This is a genomic window from Paenibacillus sp. FSL R5-0473, from assembly GCF_038004565.1.
In the GTDB taxonomy this organism is placed as follows: Bacteria; Bacillota; Bacilli; order Paenibacillales; family Paenibacillaceae; genus Paenibacillus; species Paenibacillus amylolyticus.
The window spans coordinates 2,376,299-2,395,011 of sequence record NZ_JBBORL010000001.1 but is presented as its reverse complement, the minus strand read 5'-3'; the positions used below and the strand labels follow the sequence as shown (position 1 = coordinate 2,395,011).

Below are 18,713 nucleotides of genomic sequence, written 5' to 3'. Positions count from 1 at the left end.
AATCATGGAGGTTATCAAAATGGAGCTTATGAAATCAGATGTAACCGTCATAGGTGGAGGAATTGCCGGGATATGCGCTGCCATTGCTGCCGCACGCCAAGGGTTGCTGGTTTCACTTATCAATGATCGGCCAGTTCTGGGTGGAAATGCGAGCAGCGAGGTCAGAGTTCACATTAACGGGTCGGCATATCTCGGAAACAGTCCATCCTATTATGCTCGCGAAGGCGGGTTGGTGGAAGAACTCAAACTGAAGATCTTTCATTATAATCCGTTATACAACAAAAAGCTTATGCTTTCACTTTCGGATACGGTCTTGCTTGACATGGTGTATGATGAGCCCAACATTTCTCTATTTCTGAATACATGTGTGCATGAAACGGGCATGGAGAACGGCAGAATTCAATGGGTGGAGGGCCTTCAATTGGCTTCCGAAAGAAAATTTCGTTTTGAAAGCCCAACCTATATCGATTGCTCCGGTGATGGAATTGTTGGATACCAAGCAGGTGCTCACTTCCGATGGGGAAGAGAGGCGAAGCATGAATACCAGGAGGAGCTCGCTCCAGAAGTGGCAGATCATTACACGATGGGTGATACGATTCTGTTTCAAGCCCGTGACGTAAACTATTCCGTTCCTTACAAAAGGCCAGGCTTTGCGTATGATATTACGAAGCTGGAGTTTTTTGATAGTATCAGAAAAGGATTAAATCATCGATCTTTTCCAAGGAAAATCAACGGGCTTGGCGGATTGTGGTGGCTGGAATACGGCGGACATATGGATATTATCAAGAATAATGAAGACATCGCCTTGGAACTGCGGAAATTGGTGTACGGGATATGGGATTATATCAAAAATAGCGGTGAGTTTGATGATGTAGACAACCTTATCCTGGATTATGTATGCCCGATTCCGGGAAAGCGGGAGTCGAGACGTTTTATAGGGGAACACATGCTGTCTCAGAACGATCTTACAGAAAAGACTCATTTCGAAGATGCGGTATCCGTCGGAGGTTGGTACATGGATCTGCATGCAAATAAAGGCATCTACGATGAAGGGCCGGCCACCGCGTGGAACTTTGTGCCGGGATTGTATAATATCCCTTTTCGCAGCTTATTTTCATGCAATATTCCTAATCTCATGTTTGCTGGCCGCAATATAAGCGCTACTCATGTGGCTTTTGGATCTACAAGGGTCATGGCAACCTGTGGTTGTATGGGGCAGGCGGTAGGAACGGCTGCTGCGTTATGCGTAAAATATGATACAGACCCTGGGGACATCGTCAAAGCACATATGGATGAGCTTCAGACGCAGCTGCTTCGCGACGGGCAAACAATTGTAGGGCTTCAAGAGCCATTAGATCCTTATTTCGCAGACGGATTAACGATTCGTGCCTCGTCTCAGCGAAGCTATGAACAACTTCATACAACCGAAGAGATCTCCTTGGAGAACGCGTTATGTTTGGTCTTGCCGATTCAGACACCCGTGGTTGAAAGCGTGCAGATCAAAATTAAAAATAGATCCGAGCATTCGGAAACGTTGCAAGTGAAGCTGTTTGGTGGGGATCGAAAGGAAAACTATATTCCTACCAGCGAGCTGAAGGGCTACAACTTGGTGATTTCAGCGGGTCACGATGACTGGATTACACTGGACCTCAACTGCAAGAAGCCAGAAGACGACAAAATCTACATCGTATTGGAAGGTACGGCGAGCCTTGCCGTGTATGGCAATGAAGAGAAAATGACTGGAGCGGTGAGCTTCCTTTATAGACCGGAAGAGCCATCCAGGCTGAAGAAACTTAATAAGAGCATTTGCTTCAAGGATCTGCTACCATTCCAGGATATGTATAATCCCGCGAATGTCGTCAACGGCTTCTCCAGACCTTATGGTCTGCCGAACAGCTGGATTTCGGAACGTACGGAAGGACAGGAATGGTTGGAATTTGGTTTTGCAAGCCCCAAGAATCTGGATGAAATCCATCTTGTTTTCAATTCGCAGCTGAATTTGGAACATTTCGACGATCCGATCGAGCCACTGATCCAGGATTATGATGTGACCTTAACCTTAGAAGATGGAAGCGAGAGAGAAATTAAAATCCGCGGTAATTATCTTTCGTTGAACAAACATAAAGTGCATGCAAACGGTGTAACCCAAATCCGGTTTGATTTCTGTGCAACGTATGGTTCGCCATATTATGAAGTGTTTGCTGTAAAACATTTTGCTCCTAAAAACGCTAAGTGAGGGCGGGTGAAGTCGTGATGAAGGAATTTTTCCCACGAAGAGGGCTGCCTAATGTCATTCAAAAGTTGGAAAATGGAGAAACCGTGACCATCGTTTATTTCGGCGGCAGTAATACACGTTCTGAAGGATACAGGGTCATGACGGCGGATTGGCTGCGGGAGCAATATCCCCATGCGGATATCCGCTCTGTGAATGCAGGCATTGATGGGACAGGATCGGACCTCGGCTGCGCCCGTTTGGAGACAGATGTACTGCGTCATCAGCCTGATCTCGTGTTTGTTGAATTTGTTGGCAACGATGGCGGAGTGCCCGAATCCAAGGCACGGATCGAAGGCATTGTCCGACAGATTCGCAAGAGGAGCCGGTTTACCGATATCCTGTTTGTATATACGGTTAAGGAGCGGGATTTGATCTCATTTCAATCCGGCGAATACCAGAAGGGCGCTCTTATGCAAGAGGAAGTCGCCGACTATTACGGCATTCCTTCGATTCATCTGGGCGTAGCGGTCAGTCAATTGGTTTTGGACGGAAAGCTCATTTTCACCTCAAGGGCAGACGTGTCCATTCCCGGAGCCGTTATTTTCACGCATGATTCGATCCATCCGACAATTCCCGAAGGACACCAGATCTACACAGACACCATCATTCAGTCGTTTGAGAAAATGAGGGAACTTCGAGATCACGTGGGAAAAGTCGAACATCACTTGCCGCAGGACCCCTTGGTCCCGGCCAATCCTTGGGAGTATGCAACCATGTTACCACTGGATCGTCTTACTCATTTTTCCGCAGGGTGGTCTTACGTGACCTCTGATGACTTTCCTTTAGTGCGTGAGTATGATTGGTTGTTCCCCGGTCTATGGCGAGCAGTTGATCCCGGAGAGGCGATCACAGTGGAGTTTGAGGGTACCCACATCGGGCTATTTGATATCGGGGGGCCGGATTCTGGCCGATTGAAGGTGTCGGTGGATGGAGGGGAACCCTTCCTTGTTGATCGATTCACACCCTATAACGATCATAATCGAAATCAATATGTTTTCTTGCCGGAACTACCAAATGGGAAACATACAGTTCGCTTCGAGATCGATCACGAGAAAACTGACAAAGCGGCCGTGTTTGAGGCAAGTGGCAATGAACGAGGTATGGAACATGTTCGGCAACATCCAGCTTGGTATGATCAAACCGTCATTCAGCTTGGAAAGTTGTTATTGGTGCAGCCGCCTTTATAATTGATAAGTCCTCTTGCAACACTTGGAAGACCTATATTCTATCTGACTGCTACTGAGCAATCAATTAGGATGTAGGTTTCTTTTTTTACTTAAAATCGTATAAGAAATTCTTAAAATGAAAGAAATATCACCGTAATCTAACATGCTAAGATAAAAACGACAGGGCGGGATTAGGCAGAAGGGAAGGTTAAGTGCTTTTTTACGATCATTAGAGCAAAAGGTAACACATTTATGGAAGCGTTATCATTATGAGGAGAGGCTGTGAATTGTATGGTCAAAAGGAAGCTGTTTTTCTTCATCGTTTTCATGTTGACGGTCGTAGTTCCTTCCAGCCTGATCGGAATAAGGACCGCTTATGCGGAGACCTTACCTTATCAGACGATTATCATCGATGACGGGAGTATCAAGATCAATGATGTTGTGACATCTGATGCGGGTAACGAGAACAATGGATATGCGGCTCCGAATTGGACTACAAGCACAGGGGTGAAGGGGTATGATCTTTCCAGCACCAAATATACGAGTACAGCAGGCAGAACGATAACATGGAATCCACGCTTGGAAGAAGGAACCGCGAAAATATCGTTCTATAAGCTGGATTGGGCGGATAAGGCTGATAGCAATGTAAAAATCGAAATTGTTCATAATGGAACAACGGATGTAGTCTTTATGGATCTAAGACCCTCATCTGGCGCTCCAGCAGGGTGGGTTGATTTGGGAGAGTACTATTTTTCTGGAGTTGGTGAAGAATTCGTTCAATTGACCCGTTCTACCGGCACCACAAACACGATCCTTACACGCGCGGATGCGGTCAAGTTCGAAGGGAATATAACGCAGAAAGAGCCACATAAGACAATCATCATTGATGATGGGAGCCTCACAATTGATCATGTCGTTACGGTTGATTCCGGAAACGCTAATAACGGATTCTCCGCTCCATATTGGAGCACAAGCGCGGGAGTGAAGGGATACAATAATTCCAGTTCCAAATTTACAGACGCTGTAGGTAGAAGCATCACCTGGAATCCACGCTTGGAAGCAGGGACGGCGAGAATATCGTTCTATAAGCTGGATTGGGCGGATAAAGCAGATAGTAATGTGAAAATTGAGATTGTTCATAACGGGATTACGGATGTTAAGTTTATGGATCTAAGACCTTCGTCAGGTCCATCGGTTGGATGGGTGGATCTGGGGGAGTATGAGTTTAGTGGTAATGATAGCGAATTTGTCAGGCTGACTCGAACACAGCCTTCTACGGGTACAATTATTACGCGGGCCGATGCAGTCAAGTTCGAGGGGAATATCCGTCAACAGGCACCACCATTGCCCCCGCTGCGGAGCCGCACATTAACGAATCTCAGTTACACAGAGAAAGGCAGCATCGAAAATGCAAACTACAAGGCAACCTTCTATGAGGCAACATGGGGCGAAGGTAAATCCATCGTGCGTGACATGTTCTACAAAAACACGGAGACAGGGAACTGGGTTCCAATCAATAATGAATCGGAAAGACTTGAGGAACAATGGGTTTTATTGGACGGGAATGCGGGGAGCCGAACCAATTACTACGATACGATGAACAAACGCTGGATTACTTTCGACGGGGTCCATTTTCCCGACAGCCAGACGGCGGTATTAACCGATTCTGCGCATGGCAGTGATTACGATTTTGAAGTGAACTGGTCCATGGCAGGGGATAAACCAGATGTTTCTTTTGCCTTTACGCCTCGCCGCGACGGCAATTATGTGATTGGATATCAGTCCTTCACAACAGAGACAGTCTCGGGCATCAATGAAGTGTTAAATGGATTCCGGTCACATGCCAAAATGGTAGGTACGGTGGAATCAACAAGTTTAAGAGAGCTGAGCGCTCCGATGAGCCTGGTTGAGAAAAATGATGGTTCAGGAAATCCGTTGACGTATGGCGTATTTGTACCTTCGGCAGAGCTTCCGGTTGAATTTGAACCGACGGGAGGTGTTACGAAACAACGGCTTGGCATGAGCCTGGTCAACAACGAAGGTAGCGTGCAGCCCATCCTGTATGCGCCTCAATTAGGGACTTATTCGCAAATGACCGCAGAAAACACCTATCAATTTCATATGGGGCTAATCGCTCAAAAAAGCAATCTATATGAGTCCTACGTGGATATTCTTCGCAATGAGTACGATTATTCGGCATACCGGGAAAATGTGTCAGATCAGTCGCTTACTGACGCGATGTTTAATATGATTGATCTCCTTAAAATTGAGCCGCAAGGGGACGACTCTGTGAATTATGTCCCATCACCCAGCGGGTGGTGGAGCCGTGCCAAGGGTTTTATAGATATCGAAAACGAGGACAGCGTTCGAACAAGCTCAAATGCAGTTCTTTTGGGAGCTTATTATTTAACTGGGGATGACCAGCTATACGATACGAGAGCACTGCCGTCCGTCCAGTATGGCGTATCGCGAAATGGTATTGGTTGGTCTCCAACGCAGAAGAAAGTATACGGTGTGCCTTCCTTATGGAAAATGGCTACTCTGCCGTTTGACGTTTCAAGCGTAGCCGCTGTTAATCAGATGATGGGCACTTCGGCAGGCATTGGTGCACTCGCTCAGGAAGAGTACCTTGTGCGTGACCCGGATCAGAAAGACCGTGGGCCTGTTATTCAGCCCCTGATGATGTATCGGATGACGGGAGATGCACAGTATTTGCAAGCTGCGAAGGATGCAGCCGACAGTTATATCACGCAACATATCGATACGCCAGCATCCGTCGATGTGAGTAAAAATGAGTTCATTTATTATTATAGCAAGCTGTGGATGGAGATCTTGGAGCTTTATGAGGAAACTCAGGATCCCAAATACTTGGATGCCGCCTATAAGGAAGCCAAACGGTATGCAACCATGTTTGTTGCTCGTCCAGTTCCTGAAGGTAACGTTACGATTCCTCAGCCGGAGACATATAATTACGCGGAGTCGTTCCATTGGCCGGAAAGTGGTAAATTTCAATATCCTAGACTCAAGCTCCCAGAAGATATTGCCGGAGGTGTTCAAGCGGAGCGTTCGCTTGTTTCACCAAGCGGATTGACGTTTGAAGCAGGAAGTACAACCGGTTATTATCGGATGAATGCTCAGGAAGCTCCATTCATGCTGAGATTGTCGCTTTATACAGGGGATAAACTACTGCAAGATATTGCTCATAATGCGGTTATTGGCCGATATTCCAGTTATCCAGGTTATTACTATAAGGGTTTCGCCGTTAGTCAACTTGAACCAGACTTTCCTCTGGAAGGCCCCAGCGGGGCTACATCCATCTATTATCACCATATCCCGGGGCAACTCGGGCAAACGATGGATTATTTGATCAGCGAACAATCATTAAAATCAAACGGGAGCATTACGTTTCCTTCCGTTTTTGAAACAAATTTTTTATGGTTCAAATATCACCTTTATGGGAATAAACAAGGTCAATTTTATGGTAACTCCGACGTTTGGCTATGGATGCCCAAGGGGATTATTAAGACCAACCATCCTCAATTAAACTGGATAACCGGTGAGAGCGGGGATAAATTCTACATCGGGCTAAGCAACGCATCGTCAGAAGAAGTTCAGACTCCAATTGAATTAAACGAACAAATCATTGGATTCAATCCGGCGCAGGATTATACCGTAACGATCATCCGCGACAATGGTACACCAGAACAAGCAGTTATGAGTGGTGGAATCATTCAAGCCACGGTTTCAGGCAAGGGCATCACCGCGATCATTGTAGAGGGACTTGATATTGATGTACCGCTACATCAGGTCAGAACGGCAGATACATCTGATGCAAGTTATTACTTTGATACACACAGTCCAATTGATGCGGTTAAAGGCATGCTGATGGTTAAGCCTGACGAAACGGTCTATGATGCTTATGTGCAGGCCAAAACAACGAAACCAGCGACAATTCATTATTCCCTGAATGGCGGGGCCACGTACACAACCGTGCCAGATACGATATACCCAATGGAATGGTCGATACGGGTGAATGATTTATCCCAAACCTTTACGTATTACGTGGAATCGGAGGGGAAGCAGACCCGCAAGCGGACACTCTATCTGCCTGATCAGGTAACGGAAACTCCAGTCCAACCCGATGGGCAGGATAGTTCATCCATCATCGTGGATAATACGGAGGCGGAGACAGAAGGCGTCTGGATAAGGGATACGACGGCTAACGATTATTATTATGATAACTATGTGTATGCCAAATCTACGACCGGCACAGCGACAAGTAAAATGAGATGGCGGCCTGAGCTGCCGGAAAGTGTCACTTACAGTGTGTATTACAAGATTCCGCAAATCACCACTGCGAGTGAAAATTGGGCAACAAATGTCTCATTTACCGTTTATCATAGCGGAGGTTCCGAGACGGTGATAGTTGATGAGACAACAGCGAATGGTACTTGGGTGCACCTGGGGGATTATCCTTTTGCTGCAGGCGATAGCGGGTACGTGGAACTAACCAATAAGGCCAATAAGTCCAGAGTCGTTGCCGATGCAATCATGTGGGTGGACCCAAACAGGATACCGCAATTGGAGTCTGCTGTGATCCTGTCCGATCGGAACGAACTGCAGATGACTCAAACCGCACAACTGAATGTAACCGGTTATTTGGATAACGGTTTGGTCGGTGATCTTACACAAGCCGATGTGCAGTATTTCGTTGATCGTACGGATCTTGCCGAAGTGAATAGCAGTGGGGTGTTGACCCTTCTTAATCTTGATGGGAACACGGATCACATTGAGGTATGGGCTACTGTTACGATTGACGGAGTGACCTTAACCACACCACCTTTGAACATCACGATCAGGGACCTAACGGTTATCGTGGACAGTACAAATACAACAGGGTTATACACGACAGAAGGGTCTTGGAGCCAAAGCAATTTAGCTGGATACAAAATTGGGGTTAAATCCCGCTATTCAACAGTTCAAGGATCATCAGCAACGTGGAAAGGCCAGTTTCCAGAGGGGAAATATACGGTCTCGATCTACAAACTCGTCCATACGACGGCAAACGATAACAATGTCAAAGTGGAAGTGAAACATAAAACGGGTACCGAGATCACCTATATCGATGCAACGGCCGGCTCATCGGGTTGGGTTAATTTGGGGACGTTCGACTTTACGGGTGACGGCAGCGAGTATGTCCGGTTAACCAGAGTTTCGCCTACCACGGTAGACCCGCCAACGCTTCCTGCGGATATGATCTATACGAGGGTTGACGCTGTTATGTTCGAACGGCATTCTGATGATGATTCGGAAATGCTAGCCAATGATGAGGTGCAAGATGAACCGACACTTTCTGAATCAGAGCAGTGAATTATGAATGGAAGTGGAACAACGGTAAGTGATGTTATACAAATGATTGTAAAATAACGCTAAGAGCCGAGTGGATCAAAACGATCCATTTGGCTCTTTTTGTCTAAGTGCACGAAAGTGTGGTTACAAGGGAAGGCAGTCGGCCACCTTCCTCGTACCACCCATTAATCACTTAAGTTTGCCAAATCCAACTTTTTTGGATTCTTGTAAAAAAATTGCCGCGTTCAGATTATGTTTCGTCACACTCAAAACGTTTCTCTAGACCCACACAAATCTTCAATGGTACCATCATACACGTGCTTGAATTGAAGATTGCAGGAGGATATCATGTGGATCAACTTAAATACGATAATCTAAAGCTGGGGGAGCGCGGAGCTATCATCAGCATTATCGCCTACATATGTTTGACCGTATTAAAACTGATCGTTGGCAATATGGCCGGATCAGAAGCGCTCAAGGCGGATGGATTAAACAATGCCACCGATATTGTGGCCTCAATAGCTGTACTGATCGGTTTGAAGCTTGCCCAACGCCCAGCCGACACAGATCATACATATGGTCACTGGAGAGCAGAGACCGTTGCGTCACTTGTTGCTTCTTTCATTATGATGGCAGTAGGTTTACAAGTACTGTTTCAAGCCATTGGTTCTGTGTTTCAGGGTAAACATGAATCTCCGGATATCATCGCTGGGTACACAGGCATTTTCTGCGCAGTTATCATGTATCTGGTCTATCGCTATAACAAGAGACTTGCTACTCGTATTAAAAGTCAGGCAGTCATGGCTGCAGCTCGAGATAATATCTCCGATGCCTGGGTGAGCACCGGTACGGTCATTGGGATCGTGGGTTCCCAGTTCGGCCTCCCATGGCTGGACCCTGTAACGGCTGTCATTGTAGGTTTCCTGATCTGCAAGACCGCTTGGGACATTTTCAAGGAAGCCACACATCATCTGACGGATGGTTTTGATGTTGAACTGATTCAGGAGTACAAAAAAACGATTGCCGGAATTGACAGCGTAGAGACAGTTAAAGACGTGAGAGCGCGGAATTATGGCAATAACGTCGTAGTAGACGTTGTCATAACAGTTGATGCTGAGCTGGATCTTCAACAAGCACACGATATCTGTACAGACGTGGAGAACGAGTTAATGGAGGAACATGACGTATACACCGTTCACGTTCATGTGGAACCTGATACGTTGGAAGAGTGCATTTAAACTCAGGATTATAAAAGAGCGACTCGGCAAAGCAAAAAAACCAGTGAGCTTTAATTATTCACTGGTTTTTTGCTGATTTCAATTTTCATTTTTAAAAGAATACGCGCGTTGTTTATCCCATACATGACTATCTCGACAAATTGTAGGTAATCAGATTGTTATATTTATCCGCATGTTTCTGTTCGTCCAGGATGATTCCCCACACCGTGTCTTTATATATGCCATAAGGGAGACCAAACCATATTTTTCTATACTTTTCCACGGCCGCCAATTCACCCTGAAACGCCTTTTGCAGTCCGGCAAGATAAGAGGTGACCGTCTCAACCGGCTCACTGCTTATGCCCGTAATCTCTTGACCTGTCAGATCCTTGTACATTTGGCGGAACATTTGATTATGTCCTCGTTCATCATTGCGGATGCTCGTGATGATGGCAGCCTGATTGGCATCGGGTGACAACTGAATCAGTGAATCATAGAACACCTCATCGTTTCGTTCTCCTTGCACAGCCGTTTTGATTAATTCAAGTGCTTCGGCTGATGATGTTGCCCATACCGGAGTAAAAGTGTACCTGTAACCATAAGGATATGCCACATACATTAAGAATCCCTCCAAGACAAATATGAGTTAAGATATGCACGTATGCCCATCAGCGTTAACCCATATCATCTGTCCTGCCTTATTTGTGGAAAGCTTCAGTAAAACTTCACTTGGTATACCTCAATATTTTACTGTAACCATAAGCAAGAACAAATGGCAGGAGGTATGACACAAAGGTCCAAATTATGTTCCATCCATTAAAATAGATGACATGCCCCATCATTTTGGCAACCCATTCGATTAATGTCAGCGACAATGATGCAACAAGAATCGCCAACCATGGCTTGGTGCCTTTTTCTGAAATCATATACATCATCAGGCAACCAGCGATCGGATAGACTCCAAGATCCATTGGAAGAGCAGCCAAGGATTGATTATGAGTATTCGGCAGAATATTCCAGAAGTAATTAAACCCGATATTGTTGATGGATGCTGAAATAGCCACACCAAGTGGATAATATAGAATAAGGATTGTAAAGTTCCGACGCAGAATCCATAGACCCAATATAATGGGAATGACCATACCCAACAGAATGTTTCCTAACATGCCATTTTCCTCCAAAGCTTTGTTACTTCTGTAGTTTCACTATAAACGGCATCAGCATTTATCGGATTTCTCTCACTTCAATACAAGTGGTGTTGTATAAGTTAACCAACTCCATGGTTTATAATGCATATTAGCAAATTCGAAATAGGCATGTGTGAGTCCAAACGTTAAAAAGGCCGCTTATCCAACAAGGGTAAGCGACCTTTTTTAGCGCATTTAGTAAACTTACATTAATGCAGTTTAAATTCGTTTAAAAACGGAGTAGCTTATCCACATGATTCATATGTTCCAGATTACGAATAAACTCGAATCGTTCTTGTTTGTATCCATCAAAAGGTGTGCCTGCAAGAAATTGATTGAATTTCTGTTCAAGCATATTCCAGCCAAACGGAGTTTCCATATCGCCTAGAGGTACAGGCATCCACCGTTCATATATATTGCCATCATGGGTTGTTATAACAACATGGGCAGCGCAAAAATGAGTTGGATGATCAGCCAGATATTGCTGCACTTCATCATCCAGGGTTACTGTAATTTTTTGCACCAGTTCCTGAACCTCCGGATCGGTAAAGCTATTGAATATTAATTCCTCTGAGTCCATACGACCGTATTTGAGAGCCACGGCTGAAGTGAATTGTGTGCTGGCCTGTGCTCCGATTGCGGTCTTGGGCTTAGGATTTGTCAGACGATATACAAATGAAGAGGTCCTCACATCAACAGACTTGATCTTGGATGGTGTTAAACTATAGTCTTCTCGAAGTTCCAACATAGCATCCAGAGTGGCGTGTAATCCACGCTGGCAGGCATGACGTTTGAAATAAATGTAAGTCACTTTAAAATCAGTTCCCAGTCCTTCCAGCACATGACTTGTGTCACAATGCCCGCTTGTTCCTTTGAAGGCCTGGAAGAATCCATATTTTCCTTCCAAAGCTGCATCAGGACCTGTGAAACCACAGGATGCCAGTCTCACGGCCCTTAATCCGGTCAATGCCGCCCAGCCGCTGCATAAAATTTTCCCTGAAGTTCCATCATTCTGATATTCAATCAAACCTCCTGTGAACAGAGAAGCAATCCCCATCGCATCCTTGGTCTGCTTGGCATCTGCATTTGTTAATTTACTTACCAAGGCCGCTGCTGCGACAGCGCCGCATACCCCGGTAGCATCAAATCCTCTTTCCCGGTACATAAATGGATTGATCGCTTCGCCTAACCGAGCATATACGTCATAAGCCACAACAATGGCGGTGATCATCTGTTTGCCATCGTTTCGGTGAAGCTGAGCCATACTTAGCAGGAGCGGAACAAGCACAGATCCAGGGTGGCCCATGGCGTGGCGATAGCCGTCATCCAGGTCTGCACAACGTGCCATCATGGTATGAATGAAGACAGCATGATCTGTGCTAGTGCGGACATCCTGTTCACCAATCAATGAGACCAAGTCTTCATTTTTAATAATAGAGTCAGCCAATCTTGCATATTCCAAAATACGTTCACTTGTTTCAGAGTATCGACCAAATACCATATTACCGTAAGAGTCCAATATTACCTGTTTACCTACTTCGATAGCCCTCTCGGAGAGATCCTCATATTGAAGACGGGTTATGTAGTTGGCAAGTTCTACAATCATATGATTCACAACAGTTCACCTCGTTATTTTGACTTCAATCCGCAAATACACGGGAAGTTTACATAACAGAAATATAAAGTTGTCATGATGTTGAACTCAAGCACAAGTTAACTGCACTAACTCAACTTTTGTATGCACATAAGTAATTGAACGCCAATATGATTCAATTGCTTTGATGTAATGAAGGGGTGCAATAACGTTTGACTATTTTTTTCAAATCCTCTACGTATGAGGGGAAAATTTTAGATTTGTGATAGATCAATGCGAGCGGGTGAAGATAGGAAAACTCAGCGATTGGAAATACATGAAGGTGAGAATTCGTATGATTAGACTCATTTAATGCATGAATCCCTGAAAGATACATCGTTAATGAAAAACTGGCCGCGTAATCCTCAGCACACAAAAGGTGATGGATATCCGGTTGCGTCAATTCGTTAATACAATGCAGGGATATGTTACGTTCAGAGAGATGTTTATCGAGCAAAATACGGGAATTGAAGTTTTTCTTATTCAGAACAAAGGGGACATGTTGAAACAGACTCAAATCCGCGCCCTGATTAAATGTTTCGATGCACTCGGGATATTGATCAGGGAAATACTGCTTGAGCAAATTGTCCGAGATCACCATGTACATCTGCTCAAGCAGAATCGTTTCATACTTTACATTTTGCGTTACGATATTGTCCACACCCGAGAGGAACAGATCCAGTGAATTGTTTAACACCATCTCCTGCATTTGCGGTGAGGTTGTACGATGAATTTTAAGCTCCACTTTGGGATGCAGGGCATAAAATTCTTTTAATAATTTCGGCACGATAATGGGATAGCGCCCTTCGGTAACGCCAAAATGAATCGTGCCTGACTTATCCTCTTTAAGATCAGTAAGTTGATTCTCCATGTTTTGATCCAGCAGCTCAATTTGACGAAGCGTATCTTGCATAATTTTCCCCGCTGCTGTCAGCGCAATTTTAGGTTTTCTTTCGAAGAACGCAACACCATGTTTTTCTTCCAAGCTTTTTAGGTATTTGCTGAGTGATTGATGGGAAATATATAGTCGTTTCGCTGCATTGGAAATGTTTAACTCTTCGGACAGAACCAAAAAATATTTATAGTTATTAAGCATGCATACCTCCTGAGGTAATCTTCTGTGTGACTCTGATGTAAACACTATAGATGCAACACGGTTAAAGATCATCATACTGCAACTATTAGTTACATACAAGCAATCTAAATGTGCTTTGGGGTTGCGAATATCTATGATAAATTATGAATGTATTCACGATGTCCATAGCGGTGTAAGCGTGAGCAATATGCAAATGTCTGCTCCAAAATATAATTAACAGGAGGTTATGTGCGTGAGTAAAGTTGCAGTTCTATTAGCAGAAGGATTTGAAGAAAGTGAGACCCTGACGATTGTTGATATTTTGAGAAGAGCACATATCGAATGTCACATGATTAGTACAGCGGGTGAAATGGTTTGTGGTAGTCATGACATCGTGGTCAAGGCTGATGCGCTTATCAGTGAAGATGTTAAAACTTACGATATGATCGTACTTCCTGGAGGAATGCCTGGGGCCGCTAATCTTCGTGATGATGACCGTGTAATTCAACTTATTCAGGAAATGAATCAGTCCGGCAAATATGTAGCAGCCATGTGTGCAGCACCTCTTGCACTAGGCAAAGCAGGTGTGTTGGAGAACAAAAATTTTACCGCTTATGTAGGTTATGATCAGAAAATTGAAACGAGCGGTACTTTTAAAGAAGATATTGTTGTTAAAGATGGAAATCTGATTACAAGCCGCGGCCCCGCGACGTCTTATGCTTTCGCTTTTGCATTAGTGGATGCCTTAGGCGGAGACAGTATGGCTGTCAAAAATCGTATGGTATATTTCAATGCATTTGATGCTGAATAGGAGGGAACTGAAATGACGAATAAAGTAGCAGTATTGATGGCGGAAGGTTACGAAGAGGGCGAAACGCTGACGATTGTTGATATTTTGAGAAGAGCTGGATTAACCTGTGACACGTTTTATTTTGGCGATAAGCTGGTTAAGGGCATGCACGGCATCTTTGTAGAAGCAGACAAACCTTTTGGCGAAGAAGTAAAGCAGTATGACATGATCGTTCTGCCGGGAGGCCGCCCAGGTGGACAAAACCTGAAGGAAAATCCGGATGTGATTGACATGGTGCAGTACTTCAATCAGAACAATAAGTACATTGGCGCAATGTGTTCCGGTACGGTGGTACTGTCCGATGCAAAGGTCATTGAGGGCAAACAGGTAACAGGTTATGTAGGGTACGCTGAGAAATTGATTGGCGGCATCTTCAAGGATGAAGTCGTCGTAGCTGACCAGAATCTCGTTACAAGCCAAGGGCCTGCAACACCTTATCCATTTGCATACAAAATTGCAGAAATCTTCGGCAAAGATACATCAGGCCTACGTGAAAAGATGTTATACAACTTTGCCGGAGGCAAGTAAAGACAGCTAAGAGGGCGGGGGAATCATATGAAAACAGAGGAATTGGCTAAGGAGATTATCGCTAACATTGGACAGGATAATATTACGTATGCCACGCATTGTGCAACCAGATTGAGATTCAACGTAAAAGATGAGTCTCAGGTTAACTTGAAAGCGCTTGATCGACTGGAAGGTGTCCTGCGAGCCCAGTTTAACAGCGGTCAGTTACAGATCATCATTGGCGCAAAAGTGAAAAGCGTTTTTGACGCAGTAAGTGAAAAGCTTGACTTGGAAAATCAGGACATTGAAGTGAAAGCAATACAACAAAAAAAGAATGTGATTTCCCGAGTCGTGGAAACGGTGGCAGGTATATTCGGGCCAGTCATTCCAGTGTTGATTGGGTGCGGTATGGTGAAGTCTGTGCTTGCAATCCTGACGACAATGAATCTTCTTGAGACAACAAGTGGTGCGTACCAAACCTTTAGTCTGATTAGCGATCTTATTTTCTATTTTTTCCCCTTCTTCCTTGCAGTCAGCGCGGCCAAGAAGTTCAAAACCAACGAATATCTGGCTGTGGCCCTTGCCGGGGCTTACATGTATCCCACCATTATGGAAGGTGCAGCAAAAGTGGCAGAGACGGGTGTTACCAGTTTAAGCTTTTTCGGCCTTCCATTATTGCTCGTGAACTATAAATCAACGATCATTCCGATTATTATTTCGGTTTGGGTGATGAGCTACGTCTACCGATTTGTTAATAAGCGAATACCCGATATGTTTAAAATTTTGTTTGTGCCGATGATTGTGTTGTTCATTATGGTTCCACTTGGATTAATTGTTTTCGGACCTTTAGGAACCTACTTCGGCAGTGGAGTTGCTCAAATTGTAACGTATTTGTATACGGTGAATGGCGTCATTGGTGCATTTTTATTTGGAACATTCAGACCCCTTCTAATTATATTTGGCATGCATTACGCGATTACTCCAATTAACAGCCAGCTGATTGCTGAATATGGATACTCGGTAATTTCACCTGCGAACTTGACTGGAAATCTGGCTCAAGCCGGGGCATGTATTGGTGTATTCCTCTTATTGAAACATAAAGCGAGCAAATCCAGTGCTCTATCCAGTGGTGTAACGGCGATGTTTGGTATTACCGAACCGGCTATCTTCGGATTCAACCTTAAGTACAAGCGCCCATTTATCTGTGCGATGCTTGCAGGAGGTATCGGAGCAGCTTACATCAATTTCTGGGGTGGAGGAGCAACGGCTCTGATTCTGCCAGGTATCCTGGCCTTGCCAACCTATATCGCTGACAGTTATATACACATCATTATCGGGGTAGCAATCAGCATTACGCTTGCACTGGTTGCCGTCTTGATCTGGGGAATTGAAGAAGAGATTCCAGCTCCAGTTACTGCAAGTGTTGGCAATGGAACAGATGGTTCTGCTGCCGCTAATGTGATTACGTCGACCTCAGAATCCCATGCTTTGACTCGACCAACCGGAACACTAATCATTGGCTCTCCGATTAACGGGATAGTTAAAAATATAACTGAAATCGACGATCCCATCTTTGCTCTGGGGAGCGGTGCTGCAGTTGAATCAATCGATGGCAAAGTATACGCGCCATTTGACGGTAAAGTTGTATCGCTGTTCCCAACCAAACATGCCATTGGACTGATGTCGAATGAAGGAGTGGAGATGCTTGTTCACGTAGGGATTAACACCGTCAAGTTGAAAGGAAAGCATTTCACAGCTTATGTGCAGCAGGATCAGGTGATTAAGCAAGGAGATCTGCTGATCGAATATGATCATGAAGCTATTCGGGCAGCAGGATTTGATACGGTCGTGCCCATCATTATATCAAATACTTTTGAATATCAGAGTGTTGAGCAGATTGCTGAGGATCGGGTTGTCCAAAACGAAGCACTGTTACGCATTCACGCTTAGAGGTGGTTAATATGAGTAAATTATCTAAAGACTTTCTTTGGGGAGGCGCTGCAGCGGCCAACCAGTTAGAAGGTGGATGGAATGAGCGCGGCAAAGGAGTCAGTGTTGCAGATGTCATGACAGCAGCAACACATGGCTTGGAGCGAAGAATTACACAGGGAATTGAGGAGAATGTATATTACCCTAGTCATCAGGCTAGTGATTTTTATACAAGATACAAGGAAGATATTCAGTTGTTTCATGAGATGGGATTCAAATGCTTTCGAACCAGCATTGCGTGGACACGGATATTTCCAAACGGAGATGAGACGGAACCGAATGAGGAAGGTCTGCAATTCTATGATGACTTGTTTGACACCTGTTTGGCATACGGGATTCAGCCAGTAGTCACCATATCTCACTTCGAAATGCCATATCATCTAGTGAAGGAATATGGGGGATGGCGCAATCGTAAATTGATTGATTTTTACTTAAACTTCTGCGAAGCAGTCTACACCAGATATCGGACTAAGGTTAAATACTGGATGACGTTTAACGAAATCAATATGATTGTGCGCAAGCCATGGAAACCGGGAGGCATTCAGTGGAACGATGGGGAAAACAAACTTCAGACCATGTACCAGGCTGCGCATTATATGCTGATAGCCAGTGCCAAGGCGGTCAAACTCGGTAAAGAGATCAACCCGGACTTTATGATCGGCGGTATGTTCCTTCATCCAACGTCATACGCAGCTACCTGCGACCCTGATGATGTGCTTGCCCATGTCAAAAAACTTCAACAAGCTTACTTCTTTCTCGATGTACATGTCAGAGGCAAATATCCACGCTCATATTACGGGTTCCTGAAGCAGCATCAATTGGAAATTGAAACTGCTCCTGAGGATGAATTGATTCTGAGAGAAGGAACCGTAGATTATATCGGATTCAGTTATTACTCCAGCTCTGTGATTATGGCTAATCCAACCGATCAGGACAAGAGTGAGGGGAATGAAATAAGCGGTTATAAAAATCCGCTCTTGCATGCCAGTGAATGGGGATGGCAGATTGATCCGGTAGGTCTCCGGATTACATTAAACTGGCTGTATGATAAGTATCAGATCCCGCTATTTATTGTAGAGAATGGTTTAGGCGCAGTGGATACGCTCGAAGAGGATGGGTCAGTGCATGATCCATATCGGATTGATTACCTTAGACAGCATGTGAGTGAGATGAAAAAAGCCATTCTGGAAGACGGAGTTGAAGTGATAGGTTACACTCCTTGGGGTTGCATAGACCTTGTCAGTGCCGGAACAGGAGAGATGAAAAAGAGATATGGCTTAATCTATGTCGATAAAGACAATGATGGAAAGGGTTCATTAAAGCGAGTTAAAAAAGATTCTTTCTACTGGTATAAAGAATGTATTAAAAGTCAAGGGAAGATAATATAACACTTCGTCAAGTACACGAATGATCAATTAAAAGCCCTTGTCTCCAACGGCAACAACTGGAGACAAGGGCTTAAGCT

At 44.6% G+C, this 18,713-nt stretch carries 12 protein-coding genes; 8 read left to right on the top strand and 4 right to left on the bottom strand.

Features of this window, described 5'->3' with window-relative positions; all coding sequences use genetic code 11:
* The first annotated feature begins 4 nt into the window (after positions 1-4).
* From MKY28_RS10435 to MKY28_RS10420, 4 genes are all read left to right on the top strand, one after another.
* Positions 5-2,236, top strand: a complete 2,232-nt coding sequence (locus MKY28_RS10435) for an FAD-dependent oxidoreductase (RefSeq protein WP_340935890.1) — start codon at positions 5-7, stop codon at positions 2,234-2,236.
* Between the two features lie 17 nt (positions 2,237-2,253).
* The gene (locus tag MKY28_RS10430) at positions 2,254-3,462 is read left to right on the top strand and encodes a GDSL-type esterase/lipase family protein (protein WP_340937897.1); all 1,209 of its coding nucleotides are present in this window, start codon (positions 2,254-2,256) and stop codon (positions 3,460-3,462) included.
* 306 nt (positions 3,463-3,768) lie between these two features.
* The gene (locus MKY28_RS10425) at positions 3,769-8,811 is read left to right on the top strand and encodes a golvesin C-terminal-like domain-containing protein (protein ID WP_340935889.1); all 5,043 of its coding nucleotides are present in this window, start codon (positions 3,769-3,771) and stop codon (positions 8,809-8,811) included.
* Positions 8,812-9,140: 329 nt separating this feature from the next.
* Complete coding sequence (locus tag MKY28_RS10420) at positions 9,141-10,028, top strand: cation diffusion facilitator family transporter (protein WP_076327531.1); 888 nt, start codon at positions 9,141-9,143, stop codon at positions 10,026-10,028.
* Between the two features lie 127 nt (positions 10,029-10,155).
* Here MKY28_RS10420 and MKY28_RS10415 read toward each other — a convergent pair whose 3' ends face one another.
* The 4 genes from MKY28_RS10415 to MKY28_RS10400 form a co-directional block, all read right to left on the bottom strand.
* Entirely contained in the window at positions 10,156-10,626 is a 471-nt protein-coding gene (locus MKY28_RS10415; protein WP_340935888.1) for a ferritin-like domain-containing protein, read from the bottom strand.
* A gap of 106 nt (positions 10,627-10,732) precedes the next feature.
* Positions 10,733-11,173: a CBO0543 family protein gene (locus MKY28_RS10410; RefSeq protein WP_340935887.1), complete on the bottom strand. Its 441-nt coding sequence runs from the start codon at positions 11,171-11,173 to the stop codon at positions 10,733-10,735.
* Between the two features lie 250 nt (positions 11,174-11,423).
* Positions 11,424-12,800, bottom strand: coding sequence for an MmgE/PrpD family protein (locus tag MKY28_RS10405; protein ID WP_340937896.1), 1,377 nt, complete (start codon positions 12,798-12,800; stop codon positions 11,424-11,426).
* Between the two features lie 163 nt (positions 12,801-12,963).
* Complete coding sequence (locus tag MKY28_RS10400; RefSeq protein ID WP_340935886.1) at positions 12,964-13,923, bottom strand: LysR family transcriptional regulator; 960 nt, start codon at positions 13,921-13,923, stop codon at positions 12,964-12,966.
* A 232-nt stretch (positions 13,924-14,155) separates the two neighbouring features.
* Here MKY28_RS10400 and MKY28_RS10395 point away from each other — a divergent pair, with 232 nt between their 5' ends.
* From MKY28_RS10395 to MKY28_RS10380, 4 genes are read left to right on the top strand one after another with little or no spacing between them, the layout of a single operon-like run.
* Entirely contained in the window at positions 14,156-14,713 is a 558-nt protein-coding gene (locus MKY28_RS10395; protein WP_076327528.1) for a DJ-1 family glyoxalase III, read from the top strand.
* Between the two features lie 12 nt (positions 14,714-14,725).
* Positions 14,726-15,280, top strand: a complete 555-nt coding sequence (locus MKY28_RS10390) for a DJ-1 family glyoxalase III (protein ID WP_036615521.1) — start codon at positions 14,726-14,728, stop codon at positions 15,278-15,280.
* A 27-nt stretch (positions 15,281-15,307) separates the two neighbouring features.
* On the top strand, positions 15,308-17,209 hold the full coding sequence (locus MKY28_RS10385) for a glucose PTS transporter subunit IIA (protein ID WP_076317804.1): 1,902 nt from the start codon (positions 15,308-15,310) through the stop codon (positions 17,207-17,209).
* An 11-nt stretch (positions 17,210-17,220) separates the two neighbouring features.
* Entirely contained in the window at positions 17,221-18,636 is a 1,416-nt protein-coding gene (locus MKY28_RS10380; RefSeq protein WP_340935885.1) for a 6-phospho-beta-glucosidase, read from the top strand.
* The last annotated feature ends 77 nt before the right edge of the window (positions 18,637-18,713 follow it).